Source organism: Streptomyces sp. NPDC056224 (assembly GCF_042267665.1).
Lineage (GTDB): Bacteria > Actinomycetota > Actinomycetes > Streptomycetales > Streptomycetaceae > Streptomyces.
Window position 1 is genome coordinate 127,064 of the sequence record NZ_JBHJTK010000013.1, and the last position, 12,591, is coordinate 139,654.

15 protein-coding genes and 1 pseudogene are annotated in these 12,591 nt (G+C 73.7%); 10 read left to right on the forward strand and 6 right to left on the reverse strand.

What is annotated here, in order from left to right:
• The first annotated feature begins 62 nt into the window (after window positions 1–62).
• Both ACFCZ1_RS18250 and ACFCZ1_RS18255 read left to right on the forward strand, forming a co-directional pair.
• Window positions 63–1,193 carry an alpha/beta hydrolase family protein gene (locus tag ACFCZ1_RS18250; protein WP_376679282.1) on the forward strand — a complete coding sequence of 377 codons (1,131 nt, stop codon included), beginning with the start codon at window positions 63–65 and terminating at the stop codon, window positions 1,191–1,193.
• A 161-nt stretch (window positions 1,194–1,354) separates the two neighbouring features.
• The gene (locus ACFCZ1_RS18255; RefSeq protein WP_376679283.1) at window positions 1,355–2,803 is read left to right on the forward strand and encodes a hypothetical protein; all 1,449 of its coding nucleotides are present in this window, start codon (window positions 1,355–1,357) and stop codon (window positions 2,801–2,803) included.
• Window positions 2,804–2,837: 34 nt separating this feature from the next.
• On the opposite strand, the gene ACFCZ1_RS18260 is transcribed toward ACFCZ1_RS18255, so the two are convergent.
• Both ACFCZ1_RS18260 and ACFCZ1_RS18265 read right to left on the reverse strand, forming a co-directional pair.
• Window positions 2,838–3,233, reverse strand: coding sequence for a VOC family protein (locus ACFCZ1_RS18260; RefSeq protein WP_376679284.1), 396 nt, complete (start codon window positions 3,231–3,233; stop codon window positions 2,838–2,840).
• Window positions 3,234–3,293: 60 nt separating this feature from the next.
• Window positions 3,294–3,898: pseudogene (locus ACFCZ1_RS18265) on the reverse strand (neutral zinc metallopeptidase).
• A gap of 261 nt (window positions 3,899–4,159) precedes the next feature.
• Between ACFCZ1_RS18265 and ACFCZ1_RS18270 the strand changes: the two are divergent.
• The 8 genes from ACFCZ1_RS18270 (at window position 4,160) to amaP (ending at window position 9,563) form a co-directional block, all read left to right on the forward strand.
• On the forward strand, window positions 4,160–5,758 hold the full coding sequence (locus ACFCZ1_RS18270) for an ABC-F family ATP-binding cassette domain-containing protein (RefSeq protein ID WP_376679285.1): 1,599 nt from the start codon (window positions 4,160–4,162) through the stop codon (window positions 5,756–5,758).
• A 335-nt stretch (window positions 5,759–6,093) separates the two neighbouring features.
• Window positions 6,094–6,315: a helix-turn-helix domain-containing protein gene (locus ACFCZ1_RS18275; protein WP_030010789.1), complete on the forward strand. Its 222-nt coding sequence runs from the start codon at window positions 6,094–6,096 to the stop codon at window positions 6,313–6,315.
• A 166-nt stretch (window positions 6,316–6,481) separates the two neighbouring features.
• Complete coding sequence (locus ACFCZ1_RS18280; protein ID WP_376679286.1) at window positions 6,482–7,261, forward strand: enoyl-CoA hydratase/isomerase family protein; 780 nt, start codon at window positions 6,482–6,484, stop codon at window positions 7,259–7,261.
• A gap of 153 nt (window positions 7,262–7,414) precedes the next feature.
• A complete protein-coding gene (locus tag ACFCZ1_RS18285; RefSeq protein ID WP_376679287.1) occupies window positions 7,415–7,846 on the forward strand; it encodes an Asp23/Gls24 family envelope stress response protein in 432 nt (143 codons plus the stop codon).
• A 17-nt stretch (window positions 7,847–7,863) separates the two neighbouring features.
• A complete protein-coding gene (locus tag ACFCZ1_RS18290) occupies window positions 7,864–8,049 on the forward strand; it encodes a hypothetical protein (RefSeq protein WP_328925022.1) in 186 nt (61 codons plus the stop codon).
• A gap of 7 nt (window positions 8,050–8,056) precedes the next feature.
• Window positions 8,057–8,428, forward strand: a complete 372-nt coding sequence (locus ACFCZ1_RS18295) for a hypothetical protein (protein ID WP_376679288.1) — start codon at window positions 8,057–8,059, stop codon at window positions 8,426–8,428.
• Window positions 8,425–9,000 (forward strand): DUF6286 domain-containing protein, encoded by a 576-nt coding sequence (locus ACFCZ1_RS18300; protein WP_376679289.1) that lies wholly within the window; start codon window positions 8,425–8,427, stop codon window positions 8,998–9,000. The genes ACFCZ1_RS18295 and ACFCZ1_RS18300 overlap by 4 nt, the downstream gene beginning before the upstream one ends.
• On the forward strand, window positions 8,997–9,563 hold the full coding sequence (gene amaP, locus ACFCZ1_RS18305) for an alkaline shock response membrane anchor protein AmaP (protein WP_376679290.1): 567 nt from the start codon (window positions 8,997–8,999) through the stop codon (window positions 9,561–9,563). The genes ACFCZ1_RS18300 and amaP overlap by 4 nt, the downstream gene beginning before the upstream one ends.
• Window positions 9,564–9,583: 20 nt before the next feature.
• On the opposite strand, the gene ACFCZ1_RS18310 is transcribed toward amaP, so the two are convergent.
• From ACFCZ1_RS18310 to ACFCZ1_RS18325, 4 genes are all read right to left on the reverse strand, one after another.
• Window positions 9,584–10,339 (reverse strand): SDR family oxidoreductase, encoded by a 756-nt coding sequence (locus ACFCZ1_RS18310; protein ID WP_376679291.1) that lies wholly within the window; start codon window positions 10,337–10,339, stop codon window positions 9,584–9,586.
• Between the two features lie 9 nt (window positions 10,340–10,348).
• Complete coding sequence (locus ACFCZ1_RS18315) at window positions 10,349–11,152, reverse strand: SURF1 family protein (RefSeq protein ID WP_376679292.1); 804 nt, start codon at window positions 11,150–11,152, stop codon at window positions 10,349–10,351.
• 128 nt (window positions 11,153–11,280) lie between these two features.
• Complete coding sequence (locus ACFCZ1_RS18320; RefSeq protein ID WP_073913878.1) at window positions 11,281–11,514, reverse strand: hypothetical protein; 234 nt, start codon at window positions 11,512–11,514, stop codon at window positions 11,281–11,283.
• Window positions 11,515–11,610: 96 nt separating this feature from the next.
• The gene (locus ACFCZ1_RS18325; RefSeq protein WP_376679293.1) at window positions 11,611–12,588 is read right to left on the reverse strand and encodes a DEDDh family exonuclease; all 978 of its coding nucleotides are present in this window, start codon (window positions 12,586–12,588) and stop codon (window positions 11,611–11,613) included.
• Window positions 12,589–12,591 lie beyond the last annotated feature (3 nt).

Here is a 12,591-nt window from a genome sequence, read left to right on the forward strand (position 1 = left end):
GGCGGCGGCCGGAACGATCCGCTCCGGTGGCCCGCCGGAGCCCGCGCCTCGACACTGGAGCGGTGCGTACCGCGACAGCGACGGCAGTGGCCGTCACCACGACCCTCCTGGGAGCCGGCGCGGCCGCTGTGGCGGCCGGCCGGTATGCCGCCGACGCGGCCCTGCGGCCCGAGCCCGGGCGTCCCCTGCCCGGTGGGCGGCGCCTGAGCGTCCACTCCGCCGCCGACGGCCGGGTCACGCTGACCCGCTCGCTCGGTTCCCTGCGCCCCGGTACGTACGGACTCGACGCCCCGGGGGTGCACGCCGTCGTCGGACCCGTCCTCCCCGACGCCGTACACGATCCGGACACGGTCGTCCGCCGGCTGCTCGCCGTCACCCACGGCAGCCTCCGGCCCGGCACCCGGGTCACCCTCACCCCCCAGGTCCACCTCGGGAACCCGCGCACGGCCCTCGGGCTCGACCACGCCGACGTGGACGTCCCCGGCGAGCTCGGCCCCCTGCCGGCCTGGTTCCTGCCCGGCGTCCGCGACACCTGGGTCATCACCGTGCACGGGCTCGGCAGCAGCCGGGAGCACCCGATGGCCCTCATGCCGTTCCTGCACCGGCACCGGCTGCCCGTCCTGGACCTCGCCTACCGCGGCGACCTCGGCGCCCCCGCCCCCCCGGACGGCCTCGGCCACCTCGGCGAATCGGAATGGCGCGACCTGGACGCCGCCATCCGCTACGCCCTGCGCTACGGCGCCCGGCGCGTGGTGCTGCACGGCTGGTCCACCGGCGCCACGATGGCCCTGCGCGCCGCCGAGCGCTCGGCGCTCGCCGACCGGATCTCGGGGCTGGTGCTGGATTCGCCCGTACTCGACTGGCACACCACCCTCCGGGCGCTCGTCGCCGCGCGCCGCACCCCGGCCGCGGTGCTGCCGCTCGCGGTCCGGGCCGCCGAGGGCCGCGCGGGGCTGCGCGCCGACCACCGGGCACCGGGTTCGGACCCCGGCGCCCTGCGCGTTCCCGTACTGGTCTTCCACGGCCCGGACGACACGCTCGCCCCCTGGGCGCCCTCCCTCCGGCTCGCCGCCGCCCGCCCCGACCTCGTCACCCTGCACACCGTGCGCCAGGCCGGCCACGGGGCGATGTGGAACGCCGACCCGGCCGGATATGAGGAGGCCCTGCGCCGCTTCCTCACCCCGCTCATGTGAACGGAGACGACCCGGGACGGCCCGAGGTGAGGCCGTGTCACGTGAAGGGGACGTGACGGCGCGAGCCCTCCGGGTGACTTGCCCTGGTCTGCACCCCGGCGTGCCGTGGTAACGGAGGGTTCCGTTTGGGCTTTCGGCCAGTGACGGGCGAGACTGCTTCCGTGACGTCCCGAAAGCCTGATGAGCAGTTGGCTCGCGACTCCAGACTCCGACTCGTCTCCCAGCGTTCCGTGGCCACGGCCCGCAAAGCGGTGACGGACCGGCGCACCCGGCCCTCCACGAGGCCTCCGGCGGGTACGCCCGCCACGGCCGACCTCGCGAACCGGGCCCGGGCCTCGCTCGCCGACGCCGTACGCCTGACCCGCTGGGCCGAACTCCACCTCGGCGCCGGGGACGGGGGCCGGCCCGCCCCCGCGGGCGCCCTGCCCGCCGCCGATGTCGAACGCGCCGCCGCGGAGCTGAACCTGACGCACGGCCAGATCAGGGTCGGCTGGGACCGCGCCCGGCTCGCCGGCCTCGTCGAGGTCCACGGCGGCCACGCCCGGCCCGGCTGGCGGCTGCGCGCCTGGGACCGCGACGACACCGCCGTACTGCGCGGCTGGGTCGCCCTCTTCGACGCCTGGTCCCTCGTCCACCCCGCCCCCGCCGACATCGCCCCCGCGGCCGTCGCCGAGGTCGTCGAGGCGATGCCCCAGCTCCTCTCCCTCCTCCAGCTGTCCGCCGGCCCGGTGACCGTCCCCGACCTCCTCGACCTGCTCGGGCAGCGCGTCACCGAACTGCGCGACGAGCGGTGCGAGGTCCCCTACGACGCCCCGCAGGACACGGCGGACGCGCAGGCCGCCGGCGCCCGGACCGCCGGCGCGCAGACCGCGGTCCCCGCGCCGCCCGTCCCGCTCGCCCGGCTGCTGCGCTGGGCGCTCGGCGGACTCGCCGCCGTGGACGCCGTCACCCTCGGCCCCGCGCAGGCCGCGCTCACCCCGCTCGGCAGCTGGGCGGTCTGGGTCAAGCTGGAGCAGATCTGCGTCGCCGCGCAGAGCCCCGCCGGGAACATCGAGCAGTCCGCCGCCGCCATGCTGCACGGCTGCGCCCGGCTCACCCCCGGCCCGGCCCGCGCCGAGTACCGGGCCTGGCTCGCCGCCCGGCCCGTCCGCCACGCCGTGGCCGAGCTCCTGCACGCCGCCCGCGGCGAGGACGCCCTGCTGCGCGGCCTCGCCTTCGAGGCGCTGCGCGTGGTCGGCGCCCCCGCCGAACCCGAGGTCCGCGCCGCCGTGCGCGAGCCCGCCCTGCGCCCCTACGCCCTGCTCTGGCTCGCCGAGCACGACGGGGTCGATCCCGACGAGGCGCAGGACGTGCTCACCGCCGAGGAATCGACCTGGCTCTGGGTGGACACCGCGGCGGCCATCGCCGACCACGGCGAGGCGGACCTGCTCGCCCGCCACCTCGACTCCGCCGTCCGCACCACCGTCCCGCGGCTGCTGGACGAGGTCCGCGCGGTCGGCCACCCGCGCACCGTGCAGGTGCTCGTCGCGCTGGCGGCGGCCCACCCCGACCCGGCCCTGGCCAAGGCGGTCCGCCGGGCCGCCTTCCAGGTCCACACCGGCGGCGCGTAGCCGCCCGAGGGCGAGGACGTACCCGCCGCGGGTCTCAGACCTGCGGCGCGTACGTCCCGAAGCTCCAGATGTTGCCCTCGCCGTCCCGGGCCATGTAGTCGCGGGAGCCGTAGTCCTGGTCGGTGGGCTCCATGAGGATCTCCGCGCCGTGCTCGGCGGCCCGCCGGTGGTGGGCGTCCACATCCTCGACCACGACGTAGACCCCCGCCGGTCCCGCGTCGCCCATGGCCTTGTCGAAGACCCCGCCGGTCCCCTTGCTGCCGAGCATCACCAGGCCGTTGCCGTAGGCCAGCTCCGCGTGTATCACCGAGCCGTTCTCACCCTCGTACACCGCGACCTGGCTGAAGCCGAAGGCCTCGGTCAGCAGCTTGATGGCCGCCATCGCGTCGCGGTAGACCAGCGTGGGACAGATGGACGGAACGCCTGCCATGACGATCACTCCCTCTCTTGACGGTGACCCGCGTCACAGCATGGCAGGCGCCGCCGACAGTCAGCGGAAGGTGTTGCACCGGGCCATGTCACCGGTCCGGTAGCCCTGGTAGAACCACTGCCGGCGCTGCTCGGCCGACCCGTGGGTCCAGGACTCCGGGGTGACCCGGCCCTGGAACTTCTCCTGGATCCGGTCGTCGCCGACGGCCGCCGCGGCGTCCAGCCCGTCCCTGATGTCCTGCTCGGTGAGGCTTAGAAGGGACCCACCGCGGCGGTGGCCGCCCCGCAGGCGGTGTTCACGCGGCCCTCGAAGAAGACCGTCCGCGCCGGGCCGTACTGCCCCGCACGCCGGGTGAACTCCTGCCTCCAGAAGCCCTGGGTGCTGTTGACCACCGCGACCAGCCGGCAGTCCTCCCGGGCGTTCGCGGACCGCCCCTTCGCGCAGACCCGCTTCACCTCGTCGACGGAGGACGAGACCGGCGCCGGCTCCTGGTCCCCGGAGGACAGCCCCAGCTGCTCCGGCCCCACGCCGAACAGCAGGCCCAGGACCAGCGCGATCAGTCCGACGACGCCTCCGCCAACGGTGGCCCGTCCGCCGGGGATGCGGCTGCCGCGCCGGTCCTCGACCTCGGACGTGTCCAGATCGGCGTCGTCGTCGAACTGCATCCCGCACCGCCCTTGACTCCACGTGCCGCCCCTGCGGCGCGTACCGATGCGTTCATCCTGGTGCGCGCCCCGGCCGGCCAGTGCGCTCCATGAGCCGAACGGGGGACGGGGCCGGGGAGGGCCCGGCCCGGCGGCGGCCCGCCAGGTAGTTGCGCACCCCCGGTAGAATGAGTCCCATGGCAAATCTCCTCGCGGATTAGCGGCGTCGAAGCATCGCGTCCTGCCCCCCTTCCGCCGTCCCCACCGCCCTGGAGTATTTCCGTGATCACCGCCACCGGCGTAGAGCTGCGCGCCGGCGCCCGCGTCCTCATCGAGTCCGCCTCCTTCCGCATCGCCAAGGGCGACCGCATCGGCCTGGTCGGCCGCAACGGAGCAGGCAAGACCACCCTCACCAAGTGCCTCGCGGGCGAGGGCCAGCCGGCCGCCGGCTCCATCACCCGCTCGGGTGAGGTCGGCTACCTCCCGCAGGACCCCCGCACCGGTGACCTCGAGGTCCTGGCCCGCGACCGGATCCTGTCCGCCCGCGGTCTCGACGTCCTGATCAAGAAGATGCGGATGAACGAGGAGCGCATCGCCACCGGCGCCGGCGCCACCCGCGAGAAGGCGCTCAGGCAGTACGAGCGCCAGGAGACCGAGTTCCTCACCAAGGGCGGGTACGCCGCCGAGTCGGAGGCCGCGACGATCTCGGCCGCGCTCAGCCTGCCCGACCGGGTGCTCGGCCAGCCGCTGCACACCCTGTCCGGCGGTCAGCGCCGCCGCGTCGAGCTCGCCCGGATCCTGTTCTCGGACGCGGACACCCTGCTCCTCGACGAGCCGACGAACCACCTCGACGCCGACTCGATCGTCTGGCTGCGGGACTACCTGAAGAACTACCGCGGCGGCTTCGTCGTGATCTCCCACGATGTCGACCTCGTCGAGACCGTCGTCAACAAGGTCTTCTACCTGGACGCCAACCGCGCCCAGATCGACGTCTACAACATGGGCTGGAAGCTCTACCAGCAGCAGCGCGAGGCCGACGAGAAGCGCCGCAAGCGCGAGCGCCAGAACGCGGAGAAGAAGGCCGCGGCCCTGAACTCGCAGGCCGACAAGATGCGGGCCAAGGCCACCAAGACCGTCGCCGCGCAGAACATGGCCAAGCGCGCCGAGCGGCTGCTGTCCGGCCTGGAGGCCGTCCGCGTCTCCGACAAGGTCGCCAAGCTGCGCTTCCCGGACCCGGCGCCCTGCGGCAAGACCCCGCTGACCGCCGAGGGCCTCTCGAAGTCCTACGGGTCGCTGGAGATCTTCACCGACGTCGACCTGGCCATCGACAAGGGCTCCCGCGTGGTCATCCTCGGCCTCAACGGCGCCGGCAAGACCACCCTGCTGCGCCTGCTGTCGGGCACGGAGAAGCCGGACACCGGCACGGTCGTCCCCGGTCACGGCCTCAAGCTCGGCTACTACGCCCAGGAGCACGAGACCCTGGACCCCGACCGCACGGTCCTGGAGAACATGCGGTCCTCCGCGCCCGACCTGGACCTCGTCGCCGTACGCAAGACGCTGGGCTCCTTCCTCTTCTCCGGGGACGACGTCGACAAGCCCGCCGGGGTGCTGTCCGGCGGCGAGAAGACCCGCCTGGCCCTGGCCACGCTCGTCGTCTCCTCGGCGAACGTGCTGCTGCTCGACGAGCCCACGAACAACCTCGACCCGGCCAGCCGCGAGGAGATCCTGGGCGCCCTGCGCACGTACAAGGGCGCGGTCATCCTCGTCACGCACGACGAGGGCGCCGTCGAGGCGCTGGAGCCGGAGCGGATCATCCTGCTCCCGGACGGCGTCGAGGACCTGTGGGGCCCGGACTACCGGGACCTGGTCGCCCTCGCCTGATCCAATTCCTTATGGATCATTCGGCTCAGAGGTGATCCATCATCTGAGTGAGACGGTCTCGTACCGCTCGGCGTCGTACGACGGCCCCGGCCGCGCCCGCGAGGGTGCGCGACCGGGGCCGTCCGTCGTCCGCCGTCCCGCCCCTGACCTGGCGATTCCCCGCGAGGGTGGCGAAGTGTGACGGAGGTCATGTGGCGGAAGGCGAGATTCCGTTCCGCGCGCGTGTCCACCCCTCGGGAAATGCGGCCGTACCGACCTTGCTGAATGGGTGGCCAGGAAGCGTGGGAGGGGTGATCATGAGAAGTCCAGAGCGCACTTCCCATGAGGAGGCACGGGTGGCCGAGACTCTGAAGAAGGGCAGCCGGGTAACCGGCGCCGCGCGCGACAAGCTCGCGGCAGACCTGAAGAAGAAGTACGACTCCGGTGCGAGTATCCGGGCGCTGGCCGAAGAGACCGGCCGGTCCTACGGATTCGTCCACCGGATGCTCAGTGAGTCCGGGGTCTCGCTGCGCGGTCGCGGTGGCGCGACGCGCGGTAAGAAGGCGGCTACGGCCTGACCCCGGTCCCATCGGTTCCGACGTTTGAATGCTTCAAGGCTTCAAAGGTTTCAACATGGTCAAACGGCACCTTCGGTGACCCCCGGTCGGCCTTCCGGTCGGCTGGGTGGTTACTGTGCAGTCACTTAGGCCGGATCGCGGCCGACTGCACACCGGAGGCATACAGATGACTCTGCTCGACAAGGACGGCGTACGACTCACCGTCGACGACTCGGTCGCCACGGTGACACTGACCAATCCGGCCAAGCGAAACGCTCAATCCCCCGCGCTCTGGCGGGCTTTGGCGGAGGCCGGAAGGTCGTTGCCGGGCACCGTCCGGGTCGTCGTGCTGCGCGGTGAGGGCAAGTCCTTCTCCGCCGGACTCGACCGGCAGGCGTTCACCCCCGAGGGTTTCGAGGGCGAGCCGTCCTTCCTCGATCTGGCACGCGGTTCGGACGAACTGCTCGATTCCACCATCGCCGAATACCAGGAGGCATTCACCTGGTGGCGGCGTAACGACATCATCTCCGTCGCCGCCGTGCAGGGGCACGCGATCGGCGCCGGCTTCCAGCTCGCGCTCGCGTGCGACCTGCGCGTGGTCGCGGACGACGTGCAGTTCGCCATGCGCGAGACCAGCCTGGGCATGGTCCCGGACCTGGCGGGCACCCAGCCCCTCACCTCGCTGGTCGGCTACGCCCGCGCGCTGGAGATCTGCGCCACGGGCCGCTTCGTGCACGCCGAGGAGGCGGAGCGGGTCGGCCTCGCCAACCTCGTGGTGCCGGCGGACGAGCTCGACGCCGCCGTGCAGGACCTCACCAGCGCGCTGCTGGCCCCGCCGCGGGACGCCGTCGTCGAGACCAAGGCACTGCTGCGCAGTGCACAGTCGCGCCCGTACGACGACCAGCGTGCCGCCGAGCGCGCAGCCCAGTCCCGTCGCCTGCGCGACCTGGCGGGCCTGTCCGACTGACCCGATGTCCGCTGCCGGGGGCGCTGCCCCCGGCCCCGCGGGTCCGGGCGAGCCCCGAAACGTTCCGGCCGACCGGCGTAGTCCCGGGGCGGTGGCCGCGTCGCGCGCTTACCGTGGTGCGCAGTGGAGTCCGCACGCGCGAAGGGACATGCGATGACCGAATCCGCATCGGGCAGCCCCGGCAAGGCGCCCGCAGACCGGGGCCGCACGAGCATCGCCGACGGTGTGGTCGAGAAGATCGCCGGGCTGGCCGCCCGCGAGGTGGTCGGCGTACACGCCATGGGCAGCGGCAGCGGCCTCTCCCGTACCTTCGGCGCCGTCCGCGAACGGGTCCCCGGCGGCGCGAAGGCCTCCGTCAGCCGTGGCGTGAAGGCGGAGGTCGGCGAGGTCCAGACCGCCCTCGACCTGGAGATCGTCGTCGACTACGGCGTGTCGATCCGGGACGTGGCACGGGCGGTCCGTGAGAACGTCATCTCGGCGGTCGAGCGAATGACCAGCCTGGAGGTCGTCGAGGTCAACATCGCGGTTAGCGACGTGAAGCTGCCCGACGAGCCCGACGAGGAGCCGGAGCCGCGGCTCCAGTAGCCGAGAGGAGCCACGCAATGAGCATGGCGGTCGCCGGCCTGTTCGCCGGCATGGCCCTGGCGTTCGCCGGGTATTTCGGCGGCTTCGGAGCCTTCCTGCTGGTGGCGGCGCTCGGCGCCATCGGCTTCGTCGCCGGCCGGTTCCTCGACGGGGACCTGGAGCCCGGGGACCTGTTCCGTCGCCGCGACGACCGGCGCGGGTGAGGCGCCGATGAGCACCCCGCCCCGGGCCACCCCGCCCCGGGTGGCGCCCGCCGACCGGGGTGCGACCCGTATCGCCGACCGGGTCGTCGCGAAGATCGCCGCCCAGGCGGCCCGGGAGGCGCTCGTCGCACGGCCCGAAAGGGCGCCGGCCCCGCACGCCATCGTCACCGTGCACCACGACATCGCCCGGGTACGGGTGAGCCTGGAGCTCGGCTACCCCTCCGACCTGGCCGCCCAGTGCGCGGCCGTACGCCGCCAAGTCGCCCTGCGGGTGGAGGAGTACGCGGCGATGTCCGTACCCGAGGTGGACATCGACATCGAGCACCTGCACTCCGCGCACACCCGGCCCGCCGCCGGGCGGGACCGGCGGCTGCGGTGACGGAACCCGCCCGCGCGTCCGAGACCCGCCCCGCCCCGCGGGTGCACCGGTTCCGATCCGCCCGCCGCGTCCCGGCCGCGCTCACCGCCCTGGCCGTACTGGGGGTGGCGGGGCTGTTCCTGTACGACCTGGCCGCCGTGCGGGCCGGCCGGCCCGGGATGGAGTGGCGCCGCGAACTGGGCGACCAGCTGGCCCGGCACACCCCGGCCGACCCGGGTGTGCTGCTGGTCGCCGGAGCCCTCGCCGTCACCGGGGCGGTGCTCCTGCTGCTGGCGCTCGCCCCCGGGCGGCGCGGGATCCTCCCGATGCGCACCCCGGACCCGGCCGCCGGGGTACGCGCCGGGCTCGGCCGCAAGGACGCCGCGCAGGTGCTGCGGGACCGGGCCATGGAGGTGTCGGGGGTGCGGTCGGTCCGGGTCAAGGTGGGCCGGTCCCACATCGGGGTACGCGCGACCTCGCACTTCCGCGAGCTGGACGACGTACGGGCCGACCTGGACGCGGTGCTCGCCGTCGGCATCGAGGAACTGGGCCTCGCGCACCCGCCGCATCCCCGCGTACGGGTCAGGAGGTGAACGGGATGCTCGGGGTGGTGAACCGGATCCTGCTGGCGGTGACCGGCCTGGTCCTGCTGGCGGCCGGGGCGGCCGTGCTCACGGCGTCCCGGCCCCTGGCCGGCCGGCACGCCCCGCTGCTGACGGAGGCGGCCCGGCGCCGGTCCTGGCACGCCGAGGGCTGGGGGTGGTGGTCGGTGCTCGCCGGCCTCGTGGCGGGCGTGCTGCTGGCGCTGTGGTGGCTGCTGTCCCAGCTGAGGCGCTCACGGCTGCGGGCCGTGGTCGTCGACACCGGGGACGGGGCGTTCGCGATGCTGCGGGGGCCCGCCCTGGAAGAGGCGGTGACCGCGGAGGCCGGCGCCCTGGACGGGGTCGCCCGCTGCCGGGTCGCGCTGCGCGGCAGGCGGGGTTCGCCCTCGCTGCGGGTCGTACTGGAACTCGAACCCCACGCGGTCCCGGCCGACGTCCTGGCCGCCCTCGCGGGCCCGGTACTCGCCCACGCCCGCACCTCGACGGGCCTCGCCGGACTGCCGGCCGAGGCCCGCCTGAAGGTGACGTCGCACCGGGCCCAGCGGGTCGCATAGACCCTGCGGGAGACGGTGGCTCAGAAACCGTGCCGGGAGCCGCCGTCGACCGGCACCATGACGCCCGTCAGGTACGAGGCCGCGGGGGAGAGCAGGAACGCCGCCGTACGGCCGAACTCCTCCGGGGTGCCGTAGCGCCGCAGCGGGATCCGGGACTCGTTCCCGGCCCGCGCCGCCTGCGCGTCACCGGACAGCGCGTCGAGCTCCCGTACGCGGTCGGTGTCGATCCGCGCCGGGAGCAGGCCCACGACCCGGATCCCGCGCGGGCCGAGGTCCACCGAGAGGGACTTGGCGAAACCGGCCAGGCCCGGGCGCAGGCCGTTGGAGATGGTCAGGCCGGGGATCGGCTCATGGACCGAGCCCGACAGGACGAAGCCGATGACCCCGCCCTCGCCCAGCTCGGCGGCTGCCGCCCGCGCGAGGCGGACCGCGCCGAGGAAGACCGACTCGAAGGCGGCCGACCACTGCTCGTCGGTGTTGTCCGCCGCGAGGCCCGGGGCCGGGCCGCCGACGCTGATGAGGATGCCGTCGAGGCGTCCGAAGCGCTCGCGCGCGGTCTCGACGAGGCGGCCGGCCACCTCCGGGTCGGAGTTGTCGGCCGCCACCCCGACCGCGTTCGGGCCGAGCGAGGCCGCGGCGTCGGCCGCCCGCTTCTCGTCCCGGCCCGTCAGGACGACCTTCGCGCCCTCGGCGGTCAGTTCCCGGGCGGAGGCGAGGCCGAGGCCGCGCGTGGCCCCGGTGACGATGTAGGCACGGTCCTTCAGTCCAAGATCCATGCCGCCACGCTACGCCGTCACCGGCTCCCGCTGCCCGCCGGATCCGGGTTCGCCGGTCGCCGCCGCCTCCTCGCGCTCGCGCCTCTCACGTCGTACGAGGACCAGCCAGCCCACCGGCACCGCGGCGGCGAACAGCCACCACTGGACGGCGTACGCCATGTGGGGGCCGATCGAGTCGTGGTCGGGCTCGGGGATGGTCTCCGGGCCGCCGTCGGCGGAGGGGGCCGAGCCGTCGAGTTCCAGGTAGCCGCCGAGGACGGGCCTGCCCAGGTACTCCGCCTGCTGCGCGCTGTTGATCAGCATCACCTGGCGGTCCGGCAGGCCCTTGCGGTCCTTGATGCCGCTGCCGCCGCTGGTCTCGTCGGCCTTCAGCCGACCCGTGACGGTGACCTCGCCCGAGGGGGCGGCCGGCACCGGCGGGTACGCGCGGGGGTCGTCGCCGCCCGGCACCCAGCCGCGGTTCACCAGCACCACCCGGCCGTCGGCCAGGGTGAGCGGGGTCACGACGTGGAAGCCGACCTTGTCGTCGGCCGAGGTGCGCATCCGCACGACGACCTCGTGCGCGGTGTCGTACGCACCGGTCGCGGTGACCGTCCGCCAGAAGTCCGCGCGGGGCACCTGGTGGCCCGGGGAGGTGAGCTCGGTCACGGGCACCGGCTTCGCCGACAGGTTCGCCGCGATCAGCTCGTTCTGGGCGACCCGGTGCTCATGGCGGTGGTACTGCCAGAACCCCAGCTTGATCATCGCGGGAATGAGGGCGAGGGTGACGAGGGTGAGGCACACCCACTGCCGGGTCAGCACAAAGCGGTACACGCCCACGACGGTACCCCCAGCGGGGTCGGCCCCGGACGGCCGGGTGGCCGTCCGGGGTCACGGGGTACGGGACACGGTCCCGGGCGGGACGCCGGGCGTGACGTCGGACGTGGCGTCGGACGTGGTCGTCAGGCGTGGTCCTTGATGCCCACCTTCCCTTCCGCGCGGGCGCAGTGCGCCCCGCAGAACCACTGTCCCCCGACCTCGACGCCCTGCCCGATGATCTGGACCCGGCAGTGCTCGCAGATGGGCGCCATGCGGTGAATGGCGCAGGAGAAGCAGTCGAAGACGTGCACGGCGCCCTGCGCGTGCACCTCGAACGACATGCCGTAATCGTTTCCGCAGACCTCACAACGTGCCATGGGCCGCATGCTCCGCACGGCGGCGGACCGGAACAAGATCCACCGGGGTGAGTCGCCGCGCGGGCACCCGCCCGGCGCAACGTCCGGGCCGTCGGCTCAGTCCTCGGCCGCCGCCACGTCCCGCAGCAGCTGGGTGAAGGCCGCCTCGTCGACGACCGGAGTGCCGAACGACTTCGCCTTGACCGTCTTCGAGGTCGCCGAGTCGGGGTCGTTCGTCACCAGCAGGCTGGTGAGGCGCGACACGCTCGTCGCGACGTGCAGGCCCGCCTCCACCGCGCGGTCCTCCAACAGCTCCCGGTCCACCGAGGTGTCGCCGGAGAAGGCGATCCGCATCCCCTGCTTCAGCGGCTTGCCGTCCTCGAAGCGCCCCGGGTTCGGGTGCGGGCACGGCGGCCGCTTGCGCGAGGGCCGCCAGCTGCCGTTCCCGTACGAGGCCTGGTAGCCGACGCGCGGGGTGACGGGGGAGTCCGACCACTCCGTCAGCGGCCGGCACTCCAGCAGCGGCAGGCGCACGCCGCCCTGCGCGGCCGCGTGCAGGGACGGGCGGAACGCCTCCGCCAGCACCCGGGCGTCGTCGAGTGCGTGGTGCGCGCGCTGCTGGACCACGCCGAAGTGCGCGGCCAGCGACTCCAGCTTGTGGTTGGGCAGCGGGAGGTTCAGCTCCTTCGACAGGGCGATGGTGCACAGCCGCTGACGGACCGGCGCGGTCTCGGCGGCCCGCGCGTACTCGCGGGCGATCATCTGCCAGTCGAAGATGGCGTTGTGCGCGACCAGCACCCGGTCCGCGAGCCGGCCGGCGAACTCCTCGGCGATGTCCTTGAAGAGCGGCGCGCCGGAGAGCACCTCGGTCGTCAGGCCGTGGATCCACACCGGCCCCGGATCCCGCTGCGGGTTGACCAGGGTGTACCAGTGGTCCTCCACGTTGCCCTGCGCGTCGAGCCGGTAGACGGCGGCGGAGACTATCCGGTCGTCGCGAGCGAGCCCGGTGGTCTCCACGTCGACGACCGCGTACCCCTGTGGGTAAGCGGTCGGCCACGTCGTCTCTGCGGTCGTACGGTCGTCGAGCATGGTCACAGA

What these genes read in the sequence shown, in the direction of transcription:
- ACFCZ1_RS18260 (WP_376679284.1), bottom strand. Translation starts at nt 3,233, where the DNA reads ATGGCAGGCGTTCCGTCCATCTGTCCCACGCTGGTCTACCGCGACGCG.
- ACFCZ1_RS18280 (WP_376679286.1), top strand. Translation starts at nt 6,482, where the DNA reads ATGACTCTGCTCGACAAGGACGGCGTACGACTCACCGTCGACGACTCG.
- ACFCZ1_RS18285 (WP_376679287.1), top strand. Translation starts at nt 7,415, where the DNA reads ATGACCGAATCCGCATCGGGCAGCCCCGGCAAGGCGCCCGCAGACCGG.
- ACFCZ1_RS18290 (WP_328925022.1), top strand. Translation starts at nt 7,864, where the DNA reads ATGAGCATGGCGGTCGCCGGCCTGTTCGCCGGCATGGCCCTGGCGTTC.
- ACFCZ1_RS18295 (WP_376679288.1), top strand. Translation starts at nt 8,057, where the DNA reads ATGAGCACCCCGCCCCGGGCCACCCCGCCCCGGGTGGCGCCCGCCGAC.
- ACFCZ1_RS18310 (WP_376679291.1), bottom strand. Translation starts at nt 10,339, where the DNA reads ATGGATCTTGGACTGAAGGACCGTGCCTACATCGTCACCGGGGCCACG.
- ACFCZ1_RS18320 (WP_073913878.1), bottom strand. Translation starts at nt 11,514, where the DNA reads ATGGCACGTTGTGAGGTCTGCGGAAACGATTACGGCATGTCGTTCGAG.